Source organism: Sphingobacterium sp. SGL-16 (assembly GCF_011043515.1).
Taxonomy (GTDB): Bacteria; Bacteroidota; Bacteroidia; order Sphingobacteriales; family Sphingobacteriaceae; genus Sphingobacterium; species Sphingobacterium litopenaei.
Genome location: NZ_JAAKGQ010000064.1, coordinates 1 through 17,475 on the forward strand (window position 1 = coordinate 1; position 17,475 = coordinate 17,475).

The window sequence follows — 17,475 nt, forward strand, 5'->3', positions numbered from 1 at the left end:
GAATGAGCCCCAAACATATAGCTATGTATGGGGCTTGGAGGTATTAACCACTTGAGCAAGGGGTTATAAAAAAATCACAGTATTTTTATTTTTCCGGATTTCGAGGATTAGGACCAGCCTTATCTTCCATATCCTTCATGGTTTTCTCTTTGAATTCCATAAAGGCATCCGCTAATGCTTGCATTTCAGGATCTAATCCTGGTGCAAACTCTTCTGGTCTTTCAGGTGCTATAGGACAAGGATAAGACTCTTTTGGCTCAGCCAAAGTAACCAACTCTGTACCATCATTGCTTGGCGAAGGACCTTGGAATATTTGATCCATCATCGAACCATCCAAACGGAACGTATATTGTTCACGGTGTACGCCTTGTTCCATTAGTTTTCTTACTTCTGGAAATTGTGTGGCATCAAACTTGGGAACCGGTAACACTTTCGCCCAATTTATACCTAACGTTTCTAAAGCCTTAGCAAAAGCCATCTGGTGTGCTTCATCTCGGACTATCAAAAACGAAATGGTAGACCGTAACGTTTTATTACTGGACATTTGATAGATACGAGATTTCTGCAAACGTCCCGTTGCTTCAAGTACCAAATTATCCATCAAGTCTAACACAAGATTACCATGATTGTGCACATAAGAACCACTCCATGGGTTTCCCGCTGCATCTACAGGTAAAGCTGCTTGCGCACCCATAATAAAATGATGTGGATTCTGCTGTTCTTTAGCCATATCCATTGTAGGTACGCCTCCTGCGCCTGGCGTATCAAATTTTCCTCCGTCGTATCCCGGAGCACCGCATAATAGTTTGGAAATAGTTTTTGTAATTAGCTCCACATGGCTAATTTCTTCTAAGCCCACTCCCTGAATTAGATCTAAATAAGGAATTCCATTTCCGCGGAAATTAAAACTTTGGAATAGGAACTGCATCATAGTACGCATTTCCCCAAATTGACCACCAAGCCCTTCTTGTAAGGCGTTTGCTGCTGATGGGTCTGGTTGATCATCGACGATAGGATGAATTAGATTTTTTACATGGTAGAACATAAGCAATTAATTTTAGTGTGAATTGTTTTGTTTGCTTTTCTACTTTCTAACATATGCCCTAAGTCATAGTTGTTATTATTTGAAATACAAGTGTTTAAAATTAGAGGAGTAGGTACTTAGACGTAGAAGGTGAAAAAAAGAGAAATCTGCCCAAACGGACAGACTTCCTACTTAATCACTCAACCTAAACATATTCTCATCAAACACCGTAAGAGATATATGAAAATTAAATATCTTAATTCATTGGAGTTGGCGGAATCAACGAATCTGTGGATAAGGTATCCATACCTATTGAATCTCTACCTGTAGTATCATAAATGCTTTGACCATCGTCGTACATTACATCACTCGAGTCAAAAGCATGTCCTCTTTCTTCATTACTATTGTTATTGTTTCCACAAGCTACCATAAAGCTTAAGAAAGCGAAAGATCCTAGTATTAATAATGAATTTTTCATAGTGTAGTCTTTTTTAGTTTTACATAATTTTCATAACAATGAACAAGCTCTCAATCAATTGGTTGAGTAAAAAATAATTTAAGCATTAATCGGATTGTGCTAAGTATTACACCTATCATATCACGCATTAATACCCTTTATAAATTTTATTTGAACACAATGTAAGACTGTATGTTAGAAGAGTGAGATTATTATTTATTTAACAATTAAAACGAAAATATTATGGCACTTACAACTCCTAACGAAGGTCAAATGACCAAAGAAATCGAAGAAAAGACAGCAAAATTACCTTCTACTACTTATCTAGCAGTTGCTGTGACCGCAATGGTCGCTTCTGCGACATTAAAATGTCTATGTAGAGATAAGGATGCATTATTTATAGGTCAATGGGTAGCACCATTCTTGTTATTTGGTATTTACAACAAAATCGTAAAAACTGAAGGACACGATTAGATAAAGCTGAGTTTTTATTACTCAAAACTGAATCGCCATCTACATATTATATGAGATGGCGATTTTTATTTGATGACCGATGAATTGCTATGTAACGAGATTGTGCTGTACCGCGAATTTAATGAGCTCCGCTGAATTTTTCACTTGTACTTTATTGATGAGGCTTTGTCTATGACCTTCAACTGTTCGCTTACTTAAGAAAAGCTTATCTGCTATTTCCATATTGGTGTAGCCTTCACTTATTAACTGAAGAACCTCGCCTTCTCTTTCAGACAGCTCAAGGTTTAAGGCTTCTGTTTTCTTAAATGGTAATTGGTTCGAATTTGACGAAAGAAGATCTAACATATTTAAGGAGAGTTCCTGACAAATATATTTACCTCCATTGGAAATATATTTTATGGCAAAGATTAACTCGTCATATCCTACATTCTTTACTAAATACCCTTTCGCTCCTCTTTGAAAAGCCTCAATGACTTGATCTGCTGTATTGAGCATGGATAATAAGACGACTTTAATAGTAGGATAATGTTCTGCCAGATACGATGTAACTTCCAAACCATCCATTAATGGCATATTAATGTCTGTAATTACAATATCTGGTTGTAAGCCCTTGGCAAGATAATCTAAAAGTTCGCTTCCGTCTTTTGATTCATTAATTATTTCAATCTCACCTGAAGCGTCCAATAATAATTTAATACCATTCCTTACTACCAAATGATCTTCAACCAAAATTACTTTAATCATAAATAATAAATAGGCTTGTTTTTCATAGATATTTACTATTATACAAAAATTCAGCCAATTGTTTTTAAATCCACTTATATTTCTATAAAAAAATTAGAAAAAATACAACTGTAAATTTTATTAAGTTTGGATAAACACAAAAAACTAACTAATTATCAGTAATTTATAAAATTTATATTAACTTATATATTAAATATATTCAAGAATAATGGTAAAAACGAAAATTTAAGACGTATAAATACTGAAAATTTCCCAGACAAAACCTTAAGAATGAAACAAAATAAATTCAAGAAAAACAATTTAAACCTTTATAAACCCTAAAATGGTAATATATTTTCTTCTATAGATATTTCACAACTACAAATGACACCTGGTTAATATTTTTTACCTTAGAAAATACTCTTCAGTTAAATAAATAAGAATATTTTATTTAGTTATTGAAATATAATATCTTTATAAAAAGAACATCACCTAATCTACCATTTTGGAAACGACGAACATTCAGAAATTTGGCCATTTAATAGTATTGGATCTCAACTTAAAAATAGTTGGAATATCCAGTAGTATATTGGATCGTGTTGCATTGAAGGCTGAAAATCTGTTACAAAGCTCTGCTCTTGAGGTCTTTCCAAAGCTTTTAAAAACGCAAAGCGACTTCAAAAAAGTGATCAAAATATTGGAAAATTTCGTGAAAGAAAATCCACCAAGATCGCTCATCACAGTTAAGATTCTGCAGAAATCATACTATTTAAAAATTACCAAAGTCAACTCATTTATATACATTGAGGCTGAACAACAATATAGAAAACACATCAGTTCTTCTGAGCTGAATGATATTGGCTTTTTATTTGAAAATAAATACAATACACAATGGGATTTGGTATGCAAGGCACTAAACAATATTATACATTTTGACCGTGTATTCGTATTGCAAGTGCAAGATACGGGTAATTGTAATGTGATCGCCGAATATAACAATGGAAATGTAGAAGATTTTAAGCACAAACAATTTGCAAAGGAATACATGCCTGAAGAAGTAATCCAACATCATCAAGATTCTCCTTATCGCTATATTCCTAATATGGAAGCTGATTTTCAAGAATTCTACTCTATAGAAGATAACATTGATATCAATTTTACGCAGACTGTTTGCCCACCAGAAATAAAATTAAAATATTTTAATTTTATACATGTTAAGTCTTCATTGTCTTTCCCTCTATTCTTACAGGGTAAATTTTGGGGATTAGTAATAGCGCATAATATGCAAAAAAAGCATGTTGATCTGCAGCAAAGAAAGATTTGTACATTCATTGTACAAAATGCAATGAGCAAATACGAAACCTTTATCAAACAAGGACTTTTGGATATCAATCTGCAAGTGCAGAATTTTCAAAATATATTACTGGACAGATTAGCACGTCACAAAACTATCAATTGTGCTTTGGTAGAAAGTATGGATAGCTTGCAAAATATGCTCAAAGCTGATGGATTGGCTATCTATAATGAAGGTGAAGTTTATTTCAAAGGACATACGCCTTCTACGGATCTATTTTTAGAGATAGTAGCGTATTTAAAAGCGAATGAAAAAAGAACCATTTTTAAAGACCACAACTTTAAGAGAAACCAAAAACAAAACTTTAGTACAGAATTACCTTTTGCAGGTATACTAGCCTACAATATAGATTCAAAAAGTGATCATTATATCATTTGGTTTAGAAACCAAACTGTAATTGTTGAAACTCAATTAGAGTATAATGATTCTCTTCCCTATGGTATACAGTCTATAGAGAAAAAAATACATGATTCAGCTTTACCTTGGAACGATGCAGAATTAAATCTTCTTACAGGTTTGCAAAATACCTTGAATCACTCCATGAAGCAAAAATTATTGGAGAATAAAGATTTAGCAAAAAACCTTGCCGAACTGAACAATGAATTGGAAATGTTCACCTATAGTCTTTCTCATGACCTCAAAAATCCTTTGTCCGTATTAAAAATGGGGATTGACTTTTTGAAGAGCAAAAATGGTAATATTGATGATAGACAAAAAGAAAAGTGGTTCAGCACTATTTCTTTAGGACTTCAGAATATCCAAGATATCATTGATAATATCATAACGGTCTCACATGACAAAGTCAAAAAGATTGCAAAAGATTCTATACCTCTTCAATTTTTGGTACGCAAAATTGCTGAAGAGTCCAAACTGGCTTATCAAGATGTAAACTGTGAAATAACTTATGGCAATTTATTACCAATTTGGGGAGAAAAAAGTGCCGCTTACCAAATTTTCACCAATGTCATAAGCAACGCTATCAAATATTCTCAATATAGCGCATCTCCTAAAATTCACATTGAAAGTGTCATCATGGATAAGTGGATACAATATAAAATTTCGGATAATGGAATAGGCATTCCAGCACAAGATTTAACACATATTTTTGAGATGTTTACGCGTGCGAAGAATGTTGATAATTATAATGGCAGTGGAATCGGATTGTCTTTGGTTAAAAGAATAATAGAAAGATTGGATGGAGAAATTGAAATTCAATCGGAAGAAGGCAAAGGGACAACAGTAATCATGCATTTTCCATTAGAAAAAGAATTACCCCAGGTAATGATGGATGCCACGGCTACGGAATAGGCGGATCTGATAAGTTTTCATTACGTTTTACGATAGCTTTAATCTGGTCATGTACATGGCCAATGTTGCCAATAATAATATTATCCTTCATCCGCTGACGAAATCTAGTTTTCAAAACTTTGCGAACCAGATAATGAGAAACTTCGCCATTTTCTTCTACAATAGCTAGAAAACGTAACGAAAACAAAGAAAGTGCTGACGCGATTAAGAAAAGAAAATTCCAATCGTGAAGATAAACGAGCTTGATTTCTTTATAATAATCCGGAGATAGCCATTCGAACGTAATTCTTAAATCTCGATTCAAAAAGATATCCGCCATCATCCCTCCTATTATCGGTGCCAAAGCACTAAAAATGGAAGTGATTATATTTTTCACTGAAATATAGATAACAGCATCTTGTTTAGGTGCCAACTTCAATCCTATATTTGTTAAGGCTAGATTAATACCTGATGTTGAGATACCTGTCACGATATGCAACAAGACCAACAATCCCATATTAAGAAAATTCTTACTATAAATGCCCACGAAAATCCATCCAAGCAAACAGGCAATATAAATCGGAGCGGATAGAAAAATTATACTTTTGTTGCTGTACCTATCCGATAAATTTCCCCAATAACGTATAGTTAACACAGAGAACAACTGTGTAATCACCGAAAGTATAATTACGAAAACCATAGAAAGCCCTAAAATCTGCAGCATGAATACCGTGAAAAATGGCGTAGCTAGATTAATTGAAAAAGACCAGAATCCATTAAACCACAACAAACGTCTAAAATTTAAATTTTTCAAAGGTTGAGACAAAAGATGAAAAATGTTCTCTTGGCTCATCATAACTTTGGTCTCAAAAGCTTGGGATAATATAAGTGTTCCCATAACGCCTATGAAACCAGCCAGAGCCAGATATATCGCATACAGTAATTGCAATTTATCAGGAAAATTATCTTGCACATAATCAATTAAAAAGGCTACAAGTAAACTTAGACAGATATTTACCATTTGCATGTATCGGCTTCGCTTGCCAAAATAAGCCCCTAAGCCTTTTTCTGGCACAATATCTTTGACCCAGGAATTCCAACCTGCTCCTCCCATAGAACCAAAAAAATAGTGCACGAAAATAGCAAGCAGTAATAAAGAAACCGTTCGACTTTCTCCAAACCACATCACTAAACCAACCGCTATTAAAGGTAAACGAGACAAGAACACGGCTAACAAGGTAAAAAGCTTACGATAAGGAAATTTGCGAAGGACTATAATTGTAATGATTTGTGCCACATTACATAAGGTCGGAAAGGCAGATAATAAGCCAATTTCAAAGTTAGAAGCACCTAATGATAAGGCAATAGCCACCAAAACCGCACCACTACTTAAGCAAACCAACGCTTCGGATGTAAGACCATCGTACAATATCATACGAAGACTTTTGCTGGTTTCTTGCTCTGTTAGCTGCGCTTTAGGTTTCCAATTCATATTATAACCTTTGGTTTGAGAACAATCGCTAAATTTTATCGTTCAATTTTTTTCACTTTCCAAAAGAATTATAATAGCTCAGGTATAAATATCATTACTCCAAAGGGAAAGCGTAATAAAACAATCAAATAGCGTATTAAATCCATCAACTTCTCCTTCAACCTACTGTTCTATTTGCGAACTCGAAGGTTCTTGATTTCACATTAGCAACTACTAACATGGAGAACTTTAACATTAATAAACCGCGCATCCTTACATGGAACATACATGGTTCTTATTTATACTATCTTTCTTTAGGTGATTACATAATCTATGTGCCTTATAACGCTAATCGTAGCGAAAGGTATATTGGTCGAGGAGAAACTTATCCATATGGCAGCAATGTAATCGAGATACCTGCCCATGAGGTTCGAAATATTGATTTTGATATTGTCCTATTTCAGTGTGATGAGAACTATTTTGCAGATCAGTATGACCTATTGAGCGAAGAGCAACTTCGTCTTCCTAAAATATATATTGAGCACGATCCACCTTGGGAACATCCTACAGATGCTATCCATCCTGTCGTAGAGCAAGATGTAACCGTAGTGCACGTAACGAATTACAACAAGTTGATGTGGCATACAACAGTTCCTGATGTTCGCGTTATCAGTCATGGCGTATACACCGGCAACACTTTGTACAAAGGAAACCTTAAAAAGGGCATCGTGGTGATAAATAATTTGCCGAGTAGAGGCCGCATGCTTGGATATGATATTTTTCAAAAAGTAAGAGAAGAAGTTCCTCTGGATATAATTGGAATGGGCGCCGAAGCCGAAGGTTCTCAAGAGATAAAACATCCAAATTTGATGGAATATATTAGCCAGTACCGCTTTTATTTTAGCCCAATACGTTATACGAGTTTGGGACTTTCCACTTGCGAAGCCATGATGATAGGAATGCCCGTACTAGGTATGAGTACCACAGAATTACCTTCGGTCATTCGAAATGGAGTTACGGGCTTTATTGATAATGATATTGATGTTTTAATCGATAAAATGAAACTGTTATTAGCATTACCCACATTAGCCCTTGGGATGAGTCACAGCACCAGAGAACAAGCTAAAAATTTGTTCAGCATCGACCGTTTTGTTTCCGAGTGGAAAGCTTTATTCATTGAAAAACTCACACAAAAATCTATTCGTTATGAAAAGAAAGAAAATAGCCTTTATTAGTGATCATGCATCTCCGTTAGCGACATTGGGAAGTGTAGATGCAGGTGGACAAAATGTATACGTCGCTGAATTGGCTTTAGGTTTAGAGAAAAAAGGATACATGGTAGATATTTATACCCGTCGAGAAGACGCAAATATCGCCGAAATAGTACATATGTCACCCAATATCCGAGTGGTTCATATTATAGCAGGTCCTGAGGAAATTATGCCAAAAGAAGAGCTCTTTCCTTATATGGATGATTTTGCTGCACATATGATTTCGTTTATCCGTAGCCACAATATATCTTATGATTTAGTGCATGCGCATTTCTGGTTGTCTGGTTATGTAGCTATTCAAATCAAAGAAGAATTGAATATACCTTTTGTTATAACTTTCCATGCTTTAGGAGCTGTCCGTAAACTCCATCAAGGAAATGCCGATAAATTTCCTAAGGAAAGAACAAATATTGAACAACAAATTATCTGGTCGGCAGAAAAAGTTATCGCAGAATGCCCAAATGACATGAGCGATTTAATGAATCTCTATCATACCCCTCCAGAAAAAATAGAAATTATACCTTGTGGCTTCAATCCTTTACATTTCTATCCAGTGGATAAGGAAATTGCAAAAAAGAAAACAGGATTAGATTCAAATAGTAAATACTTGTTACAACTGGGTCGTATAGTTCCTCGAAAAGGTATAGAAAATGTTATTAAAGCTTTTGGGTTAATTCATGAAAACTTGGATAATTATAAGTTAATTATCGTAGGAGGTGATTTAGATGATATTGGCAAAGATACCGAAATCAATAGATTGCATGCATTAAGTCGTGAAGTAGGAATCGAGGAAAAAGTATTGTTTGTTGGCAACAAAAGCAGAACAGAACTTAAGTATTATTATAGTGCGGCAGAAGCATTTATTACAACTCCTTGGTACGAACCATTTGGTATTACTCCATTAGAAAGTATGGCATGCGGTACTCCTGTTATAGGTTCTGATGTAGGTGGGATTTCTTTTACTGTCGAACGCAATAAGACTGGAATGTTAATTCCGCCAAATGATCCCGAAAAATTAGCTGAAGCTATTACTACTCTCGTTGCTGATCCTACTACTTTGCAAATCATGTCTGCAAGAAGCATAGAAAGAGTGAATACGCGCTTTACTTGGAAAAAAGTAAGTGAACAAATCGCTCAATTATACGATTCTTGCATGGTTCAAGATTCGGCATTAGATTTATTACAAGACCTTAAAAGCTATTTCCAACAGGCTTCTCAAGTATTTATCAATGCTTCCAAACAACTTCCAGATAAAGTATTATCTATCAGTGAAAAAATGTATGAAGTGCTTCAAGCTGGTAATAAAATTATGGTTTGTGGCAACGGTGGTAGTGCTGCTGAAAGTCAACATTTTGTAGCTGAATTGGTCGGCAGATTTCAAATCAAACATCGTCCGGGCTATGCGGTGATGGCATTAACCAGTGATACCACGATTATTACCGCTTGGGCGAATGATTTTAGTTACGATGATATTTTCAAAAGACAAGTTCAAGCATTAGGACGTGAAGGCGATATGCTGATATGTTTAAGTACAAGTGGTGAATCTCCCAATATAGTTAACGCCTTAAAAGAAGCTAACAATATAGGAATTACAACAGTTGGACTCTTAGGAAAAGATGGCGGAGAAGCGATAAACCATACCGATTACAATATTGTGGTACCCTCAAATGATACAGGAAGAATTCAAGAAGTTCATTTACATGTTATACACCAATTGTGTTGGTTAGTAGAAAACAAAATGGAACTTCCTCTTCCTATGGAAACAACAGAGGACGATTCCACTTCAAAATTGATGGCATCATGAATAACAAATGTGTATTTATAGATAAAGATGGGACTCTCATACATGATGTTCCCTATAATGTGAACACAGATTTAATTCTGTTCTATGAAGATATATTTGAACCTTTACAAAATTTACAAGACGAAGGTTATAAAATAATTATCATTAGTAACCAGTCCGGAATAGAAAAAGGTCTTTTTACGGAAAGCGAATTAAAGAATGCTTTTAATCACATCATTCAACAACTTAAAAACAAAGGAATTGAAATTTTGGATTATGCATATTGTCCGCATGATACCGACAATTATTTAAATCCAACCTGTCAGTGCAGAAAGCCACAACCAAAAATGATATTGGATATGGCTCTAAAGCACCAAATCAACCTTAAAGAATCTTGGATGATTGGTGATATTATCGCTGATATCGCAGCAGGCAATCGTGCAGGTTGTCAAACTATATTAATTGACCGTCATGCTACAGAAGTAGCTAAATTATCGAAAGAAACACCTGCTATTGAAAGGCCAACAATTTCTATTCGAGATTTTAAAAATGTCGACGATCTAATTCTTTCAACTCTTAAACAATCAACATGGAACGAGATATTATAAATAAACTGAATAATTTCAAAGATAAACACATTTTAGTCATTGGAGATTTCATTTTGGATGCATATGTGGATACACAATGTGAACGACTTGCCCCCGAAGCCAGTGTTCCCGTATTGGATATTACTAAAACCACTTACAGTTTAGGTGGTGCAGCCAATGTAGCATACAATCTAGAAAAATTAGGATCAAAAGTTTCTTTACTAACTGTTCTTGGACAGGATGATAATTCTAAAAAAGCGATTCAACTATTTAAATCAAACCCACAAAAATCGCTCTATCTACATTTCTCTGCGGAGGATCAAACTTTATGCAAAACTAGAATTCATAAAGATGGTCAATTGCTCTATCGTTTGGACGAAGGAAAACATTTAACCTTAGAAAACGATCAAATGGATTTATTTTTGAAAGATCTAAGAGAACTCTATCTGAAATGTGATGCTGTCTATATTGCAGATTACAACAAAGGAGCCATTCATTATAAAGTCATAGATCTTTTAGAAGAGCTGAAATCAATGGTTTATAAACCTATTGTTTTAGACAGTAAAAATTACTTGCAGTATAGAAATATACAACCTTGTATTATCAAGCCCAATTATAAGGAAGCACTAGAACTCACCCATGAAAAAGCTCATAACGATAGAATTAAACAAGCTCCGTATTTAACGGACAAATTAATGGAAATTTCAAAAGCTAAACTTGTTGCTTTAACATTGGACAAAGATGGCGTGTATGTGTCTAGACGTAACGGTAGTCAATTCCATATTGAAACCTGTCAAGTAGAAGTACAAAATTCATCTGGAGCTGGAGATATATTCTTATCTACTTTATTATTAAATCACCTCGTGGAAATAGATGATATTAACGCTGCAAAAATAGCTTGTCAGGCTGCTTCCATAGGTATACAAAAAGAGGCTACCGCACATTGTACCTGGGAAGAACTTAAAGCATCATTGATCCAAGAATCGGGAAAAGTTATTATTAATTCTGAGAATCTTGCCGAACTCGTAAAAATTAAGGGTCAAGATAAAACTGTGGTGTTGACAACAGGTTGTTTTGATATTTTTCACTCAGGTCATGCTACATTTTTGAAGCAAGCTAAAGAGCAAGGTGATATTCTCATTGTCGGAATCAACATCGATGAAAGTATAGCCAGACTCAAAGGACCTGACCGTCCAGTCAACACCTTGATGGATCGTATGGAAGTATTGAAAGCATTGAGTTACATAGATTACATCGTTCCATTCGGAGACCAAGATGATACGCCTATTTCTTTAATCAAAACTATTAAGCCACATGTTTTCGTCAAAGGGGAAGATTATCAAAGTACAGTGACTCCAGAGAAAAAAACATTAATGAGCTTAGGTATAAAACAAGTCTTTATTCCATTGGTACCCCATCAGTCTACCACAAAAATTATTAATAGAGTACAAGGAAATACAATTAATTTGAAAAAAATAGGTTAATGAGCGATTGGTCAAATTGTAAAAATATTCTTCTGGTTAGATTGGATAATATGGGTGATGTGATCATGAGCAACCCTTCATTTATGCAGATACGACTAAATTTTCCAAAGTCTAAAATCACTTTACTTACATCCTCTGTTGCATCGCCCATTATTCCTTACCTAAGCACTATTGATGATGCTATAATCTTTGATTGTCCCTGGATGAAAAATCAATCATCCGAGGACGATCCAAAAGAATTGGATGAATTTATTCAAACTCTAAAACAAAAGAAATTTGATGCCTGTATCATCTTTAATGTATATAGCCAAAATATATTGCCTGCAGCACTTTTATGTTATATGGCCAACATACCTATTCGTGCAGCCTATTGCCGAGAAAATCCCTATCATTTATTGACGCATTGGATTCCAGACCCAGAACCTCTACAAGTAATTCATCATCAAGTCACTAGAGACCTGTTACTTTTAAAATACTTGGGATTCCCATATAGAAAGCACAATCATACCTATCTGTATAATCCTCCTCAAACTTTAGACAAAGTTTATTCCTTACAACTCCCAAAAGAATATCTGCTTATCAATCTAGATGTATCGGAAGAAAAACGTCAAATTCCCCTTGAAATAGCTAAGGAAATTATAGATTACCTTCAAGAGCTTGCTATTCCTTTAATTTTGATCGGAAAAAACTACACAAAATATTTTGAGGAATTGAAGATTAAACTAGGAAATCTGCCAGTGTTGGATTTGGTAGGAAGAACCACTTTGGATGAATTATTGATTCTTACCAAACACGCGAAAGCTATTGTTTCAGTAAACACAGGTGTGGTACATATCGCATGTGCTTACAAAACACCTATTTTGGTATTATACGCGGATACCAATCCCCAGCATACACCTTGGTCCGAAAATAGTTTGTGTTATACCTATTCCATTGAGGATAATCAACGAAGCAAAAATGAAATTATAAAATATGTGCACGAACAGTATCGTCCTGCTGCCGAATCCATAAATGCGCAAAACATCTATAAAATGTTTAAAAAGCTTTTAGCTTCCTTGTAGAAATTTATCGATTCTTCTGAAAATTGATTCGATGGAAAGTGGCTCCAGACCATTGAAAGTTACATGCAAATCCATATTTAAAGGACCCCATCTTTCGGGTTCGCCATCTAAGCTAATTATTATACTTTTAGTTTTTAAAGCTGCAGCAATATGCGAAACGCCCGTACAATTACTCACTAACAACTTAGCATCGCGGATTATACAACCTAATGATCCATAACCCGTCAGACCTGCCAAATTGATGCAATTCTCCCCTATCAAATTTATAAATTCTTTTACGTGGGCATATTCCGCAGTAGTCCCGGTACACACAATTTTTAAGTTATATTTTTTCAAATATTTCGCCAGAAGAGCAAAATTCTGAATAGGCCATCGACGTAATTCACTTTTAGCACCAACATGAAAAACAACATACTCCGAAAAGCCGTAAACTTCCTTTAAAGCTTCAAAGTCTTGACATTCCCCCACAAAGATTGGATATTCTAATTGTTCGTTGAAATTCTCAGCAGGTATACCAATATGTTTTAAGAGTTGAAAATGACGATGAACCTCATGGGCTGATTCAGGATATGGAAACCAATCCACAGGATCAAGATTAGTTTCTGGAGAAAAACCTACTAATCTTTTAGCTTCCAGTTGCCCTAAAAAATCATTTACTATCGTCCCATTCCCATGCATTTGAATTAGGAGATCAAATTCCTCTTCCTTTCCTTCACGTATAAAGCGTTGAACTTCTGATTCAACAACTTCTTGTTCGGGTAATCCTTCGCAACCAGGAAAGTCAATATAAAAATCAATAAAAGAGAACCGCATAACGAAATCTCGTAAATGCGGTAATCCTATATAATATATGCAGCTGTCAGGATAATGATATTTCAGATGTCTGATTGCGGGTATGCTACATAAAATATCTCCTAAGTATAAAGCTCTAAAAATGCCTATCTTCATCGTGCTGTATAAGAAGTCTTCTGTAATAAATATTTCATATCATCCATAAAACAGACTACCTGTAAATAAGAATCTAACGTATAATAATGAAGATCAGCTAAATCTCTATCTTCCAATATCTGCATATAAAATGTCTTTTGTTGATTTAAATTACTTAATAATCGATCGAGCAATAAATCATATTGTGAAGAGCTATCCTGAATAAAGCTTTCAATGTCTTGATCTATTGTTTCATAGGAAGCCAAAGTAAAATGCAACTCCTTATCCTTACAGAGACCGACTAGATTGGGTTGACTGGATGAATAAAAGTTTTTGATTTTTTTACAAATCATATTTGCATTTTCATAATCAGAATAGGTTAAAAGTTTATCTAGAATTATCAATCCTTCCGTACGTTGATAAACAATCTCTTCTAATGCGATTGATTCCTTAATGTTTTTCTTCGACTCTCCAGAGCATCCTAGACAAAAAATACATCCTAATAAAACTAACAATCTCATATCCACCTCGTTTTAATACTTACAATAATAGAACAGATGCTTCTGTAGAATGTTGGCCACAAATACCTATAAAAGGTCTTAATCTTCTAAAAAAAGTATTTCACTCATTCAATCCCGTCTTAATACGTAATAAATACGCCACACTACGTATTATTTAACAATAAATCTTTATAAAAACGTGATATATACTATTTCTGAATTAGTAAATACGTAATTCACTATAAAACAGAAATATATGCACTGTTTTTGCCGTTATCCTATCAACAACTAAAACATACATCTATGAAAGACAAAGCCTTTAACAACCAACTAATGGAGTATCAACGTATACTTAAAAGTTTAGCAAAACGTTTCACGAAAGATCAAGAAGCGATTAATGATTTAGTACAGGAAACTTTTATTAGAGCCTTAAAGTACATGGATCAGTTTTTTAATAATCCGCGGGTAGTATCATGGTTATTCGTAATCATGCGCAACATTTATATCAATCAGTATAAGCGCCTCAGCTATCAACAAAATTATGAGGATATTAGCTTATATTACTACAATCATAGTTTATCTTCAGAACCATATACAGAAGACAGCTCAGATAAAAGGATGATGTTGGGGGACATTTCTAAAATTATCAGCGAGCTTCCTGTATCTCATGGTGAGATGTTTAATAATTATATTGACGGTTATAAATATAGAGAGCTATCTGAAATGTATGGTATACCAGAAGGAACAATAAAATCTCGTATCCATATCATCAGAAAAACTCTTCAAAAGAAGCTTAAGGTTAAATACGCGACAAACTAACTATTTAACACTAAGGGTGCTCAACATTGAGCACCCTTTTTTATTGTTTCTTTTCCTTTGGCATGTCCGTTGGGTCATTTGGCATATCATTTATCTGATCTACCTGAGGATCAACTCCTGCTTCCGCATCGCCGTCCAATTTGATATCGCGATCGATTTCTTTAGGACCATCCTTTGTCAGAACTTCCTTTTTCTTCTTCCACATTTCTCTGCCTTTGGGTTTATCTTCATGTATTGTTGCCATAATTTTTGTTTTTTATTGTTGAATATTAAGTGCTTGTTCTGGAATTTTCAATCCTTGAGCAGCCATTAAGTGACTATTAAGATTTGGTAACTTAGCTTTCATCCATCCTTTTAGTTTTTCATTATCAACAGATTCATCTGCTATTACCGAATTGAAATAACTAATTGTTTTTTCGTGACTTTCTATTGCTTTCGCTTTGAACCAAGCATCAATTTGCCCAGCAGGTAAAGCTTGCAAAGAATCTAAAGGCATTTTCGATTCATCAATTTTAATTCCTGATAAATCAACCGAAAGTTCATTCGCAAATTGAGTAAGCTCATCTCCCATCGCTTCATGATCCTGGATCAATATAGTCGCGTAGTTTTTTAGTTCGTCTGTCGATAATTTATCTTTCGCAAAAGTCGCCATCATAATTTCTTTCAAATTATCATGATAAACTTTTTGAATAATAGCAGCAGGATCCTGTTGCTTGAAACCCATAAGTACTATTCCTAGAATCAGCACCAGTAATACATTAATCTTTTTCATAACTTTTTATTTTTAAATCATTCACTACTTTATCTATATTATTTCATAAAAGATTAATCGTGATTCGGAGGCTGAAGATTATTTCAGGCTATCCCTACGTATTGAATCTTGATTAAGACTATCTACAGATCCATAAACTACTTCATCGTTTGGATTCAGATTATACCGCTGTCTATCTGGTTCGGTAACTGGTCCAGGAGAATTCTCTTCTACATTTTGAGAATCCGAATTAGACTGTCCACACCCCATTGCTAATAATAACAGGATGATGCATACTACACTTAATGTTTTCATATCTAATAATTTAATGTTTATAACTCTGATTGATTTTTTTCAGCCACTCATACAAATCGGTGAAAATATTATTACATGTAGCAATAATAATCTGACCTGCATTACCTTTAAATTGTCTTTCAATAACGGTCTGCATTCCGTTATAACTAAATGCATAATAAACTCGACCAACGGGTCGGGTTTGTTTAGGATTTGGACTTTCAAAAGCTAATCCTGTAATGGCTACGTGAACATCAGCCTGAGGAACAAGTTTTATAAGTCCCAGAAGCATAGCTAATGTAACTTCTGCAGATTCAGCTGTATGTTCTTCTATAAGATGAGGTGATACATTTAATAGATTTTCTTTGATTTCATTGTCATAACAGACAATTGAACCCAAATGATAATTTCCACTAGAAACTTCTAATGCCCAAGTACTACTCAAAAAGCCAGCAGTCATGCTCTCCGCGCAGATCAGTTTTAAATTATTTTGGGTTAGAAAATCTCCACACTGGAATAAAATACGCTCGTCTATTTTTCTACTGCTCATAGGAATTCAAAGTTTGTATAATAATAACGTTTGAATGCCGTATTAGTTGAAATACTTTGGTTTTTAAGTTTTTATACTTGTTGATCAACTACTTTACAGGTATTTTTTAGCTCAATTTCGCGTATAATTTCAATCAACAAACATCCACACTACTGGTTCAACCCTTACAAAACATAAACAAGTTATGAAAACACAAAGACTATCGGCAGCTACAGGACAAGGTCCTATCGTATGCATTATCATTGACAGCAATCCAGGTACAATCGATAAAGACGACAATGAGAGAGACCGCGAAGAACAACAAATCAATCAAACTGGTGTTTCAGATGATACCATCCCAGCGGGAGAAGAACAAAATATGCCGGATCCAGAGGAATACGAGGAACGTCAAGGGGATGAAGATTTAAATGATATCCCAATGGAAGAACCTGTTCCAGATATAGATGAAATTGAAGAGGACGATATTGATGATTTAGACCTCGATGAAGATGAAGAAGTACAAGATCCTTTAGAGGACGATGTCCAAAATGATGAAATCATCTAATAACATTTCTATAATTTAGTCTAATTGATATATATTTTGAATGCGCAGATCTTCGTTGACTGCGCATTTCTTTTTATTATTTCTACATACATACAAAAAAATAGCAATGCTCTA

19 protein-coding genes are annotated in these 17,475 nt (G+C 34.5%); 9 read left to right on the forward strand and 10 right to left on the reverse strand.

Translation table 11 applies throughout. The features are described 5' to 3' along the window. Positions 1 to 85: 85 nt before the first annotated feature. Together G5B32_RS15380 and G5B32_RS15385 are read right to left on the reverse strand one after the other, a co-directional pair. Positions 86 to 1,045 carry a manganese catalase family protein gene (locus G5B32_RS15380; protein ID WP_165292386.1) on the reverse strand — a complete coding sequence of 320 codons (960 nt, stop codon included), beginning with the start codon at positions 1,043 to 1,045 and terminating at the stop codon, positions 86 to 88. 235 nt (positions 1,046 to 1,280) lie between these two features. Beyond that, positions 1,281 to 1,502: a hypothetical protein gene (locus G5B32_RS15385; RefSeq protein ID WP_165292387.1), complete on the reverse strand. Its 222-nt coding sequence runs from the start codon at positions 1,500 to 1,502 to the stop codon at positions 1,281 to 1,283. A 222-nt stretch (positions 1,503 to 1,724) separates the two neighbouring features. Here G5B32_RS15385 and G5B32_RS15390 point away from each other — a divergent pair, with 222 nt between their 5' ends. Next, a complete protein-coding gene (locus G5B32_RS15390; RefSeq protein ID WP_165292388.1) occupies positions 1,725 to 1,955 on the forward strand; it encodes a hypothetical protein in 231 nt (76 codons plus the stop codon). A gap of 87 nt (positions 1,956 to 2,042) precedes the next feature. On the opposite strand, the gene G5B32_RS15395 is transcribed toward G5B32_RS15390, so the two are convergent. Further along, positions 2,043 to 2,699: a response regulator transcription factor gene (locus G5B32_RS15395; RefSeq protein ID WP_165292389.1), complete on the reverse strand. Its 657-nt coding sequence runs from the start codon at positions 2,697 to 2,699 to the stop codon at positions 2,043 to 2,045. 484 nt (positions 2,700 to 3,183) lie between these two features. Between G5B32_RS15395 and G5B32_RS15400 the strand changes: the two genes are divergently transcribed. Further along, on the forward strand, positions 3,184 to 5,340 hold the full coding sequence (locus G5B32_RS15400) for an ATP-binding protein (protein WP_165292390.1): 2,157 nt from the start codon (positions 3,184 to 3,186) through the stop codon (positions 5,338 to 5,340). Here G5B32_RS15400 and G5B32_RS15405 read toward each other — a convergent pair. After that, a complete protein-coding gene (locus tag G5B32_RS15405; RefSeq protein ID WP_165292391.1) occupies positions 5,330 to 6,811 on the reverse strand; it encodes an MFS transporter in 1,482 nt (493 codons plus the stop codon). The two genes, G5B32_RS15400 and G5B32_RS15405, sit on opposite strands and share 11 nt — an antisense overlap. Before the next feature lie 218 nt (positions 6,812 to 7,029). Between G5B32_RS15405 and G5B32_RS15410 the strand changes: the two genes are divergently transcribed. From G5B32_RS15410 to G5B32_RS15430, 5 genes are read left to right on the forward strand one after another with little or no spacing between them, the layout of a single operon-like run. Continuing rightward, the gene (locus G5B32_RS15410; protein ID WP_165292392.1) at positions 7,030 to 8,025 is read left to right on the forward strand and encodes a glycosyltransferase; all 996 of its coding nucleotides are present in this window, start codon (positions 7,030 to 7,032) and stop codon (positions 8,023 to 8,025) included. Then, positions 7,997 to 9,865 carry a glycosyltransferase gene (locus G5B32_RS15415; RefSeq protein WP_165292393.1) on the forward strand — a complete coding sequence of 623 codons (1,869 nt, stop codon included), beginning with the start codon at positions 7,997 to 7,999 and terminating at the stop codon, positions 9,863 to 9,865. The genes G5B32_RS15410 and G5B32_RS15415 overlap by 29 nt, the downstream gene beginning before the upstream one ends. Continuing rightward, positions 9,862 to 10,452 (forward strand): D-glycero-alpha-D-manno-heptose-1,7-bisphosphate 7-phosphatase, encoded by a 591-nt coding sequence (locus G5B32_RS15420; protein WP_165292394.1) that lies wholly within the window; start codon positions 9,862 to 9,864, stop codon positions 10,450 to 10,452. The genes G5B32_RS15415 and G5B32_RS15420 overlap by 4 nt, the downstream gene beginning before the upstream one ends. Continuing rightward, positions 10,434 to 11,915, forward strand: a complete 1,482-nt coding sequence (locus tag G5B32_RS15425; protein WP_165292395.1) for a PfkB family carbohydrate kinase — start codon at positions 10,434 to 10,436, stop codon at positions 11,913 to 11,915. The genes G5B32_RS15420 and G5B32_RS15425 overlap by 19 nt, the downstream gene beginning before the upstream one ends. Next, positions 11,915 to 12,976, forward strand: coding sequence for a glycosyltransferase family 9 protein (locus tag G5B32_RS15430; RefSeq protein ID WP_165292396.1), 1,062 nt, complete (start codon positions 11,915 to 11,917; stop codon positions 12,974 to 12,976). Before G5B32_RS15425 ends, G5B32_RS15430 begins: the two co-directional genes overlap by 1 nt. On the opposite strand, the gene G5B32_RS15435 is transcribed toward G5B32_RS15430, so the two are convergent. After that, the gene (locus G5B32_RS15435; protein WP_165292397.1) at positions 12,962 to 13,924 is read right to left on the reverse strand and encodes a glycosyltransferase family 9 protein; all 963 of its coding nucleotides are present in this window, start codon (positions 13,922 to 13,924) and stop codon (positions 12,962 to 12,964) included. The two genes, G5B32_RS15430 and G5B32_RS15435, sit on opposite strands and share 15 nt — an antisense overlap. Then, positions 13,921 to 14,424, reverse strand: a complete 504-nt coding sequence (locus tag G5B32_RS15440; protein ID WP_165292398.1) for a hypothetical protein — start codon at positions 14,422 to 14,424, stop codon at positions 13,921 to 13,923. The genes G5B32_RS15435 and G5B32_RS15440 overlap by 4 nt, the downstream gene beginning before the upstream one ends. Positions 14,425 to 14,706: 282 nt before the next feature. Here G5B32_RS15440 and G5B32_RS15445 point away from each other — a divergent pair, with 282 nt between their 5' ends. Then, positions 14,707 to 15,222 carry an RNA polymerase sigma factor gene (locus tag G5B32_RS15445; protein ID WP_165292399.1) on the forward strand — a complete coding sequence of 172 codons (516 nt, stop codon included), beginning with the start codon at positions 14,707 to 14,709 and terminating at the stop codon, positions 15,220 to 15,222. A gap of 40 nt (positions 15,223 to 15,262) precedes the next feature. Here G5B32_RS15445 and G5B32_RS15450 read toward each other — a convergent pair whose 3' ends face one another. The 4 genes from G5B32_RS15450 to G5B32_RS15465 form a co-directional block, all read right to left on the reverse strand. After that, positions 15,263 to 15,466: a hypothetical protein gene (locus G5B32_RS15450; protein WP_165292400.1), complete on the reverse strand. Its 204-nt coding sequence runs from the start codon at positions 15,464 to 15,466 to the stop codon at positions 15,263 to 15,265. Between the two features lie 12 nt (positions 15,467 to 15,478). Next, positions 15,479 to 15,994 (reverse strand): DUF4142 domain-containing protein, encoded by a 516-nt coding sequence (locus tag G5B32_RS15455; RefSeq protein WP_165292401.1) that lies wholly within the window; start codon positions 15,992 to 15,994, stop codon positions 15,479 to 15,481. A gap of 78 nt (positions 15,995 to 16,072) precedes the next feature. Next, positions 16,073 to 16,288 (reverse strand): hypothetical protein, encoded by a 216-nt coding sequence (locus G5B32_RS15460; protein WP_165292402.1) that lies wholly within the window; start codon positions 16,286 to 16,288, stop codon positions 16,073 to 16,075. Positions 16,289 to 16,298: 10 nt separating this feature from the next. Continuing rightward, complete coding sequence (locus tag G5B32_RS15465; RefSeq protein ID WP_165292403.1) at positions 16,299 to 16,817, reverse strand: CinA family protein; 519 nt, start codon at positions 16,815 to 16,817, stop codon at positions 16,299 to 16,301. 184 nt (positions 16,818 to 17,001) lie between these two features. On the opposite strand from G5B32_RS15465, the gene G5B32_RS15470 reads away from it, so the two are divergent. Next, a complete protein-coding gene (locus tag G5B32_RS15470; protein WP_165292404.1) occupies positions 17,002 to 17,361 on the forward strand; it encodes a hypothetical protein in 360 nt (119 codons plus the stop codon). The last annotated feature ends 114 nt before the right edge of the window (positions 17,362 to 17,475 follow it).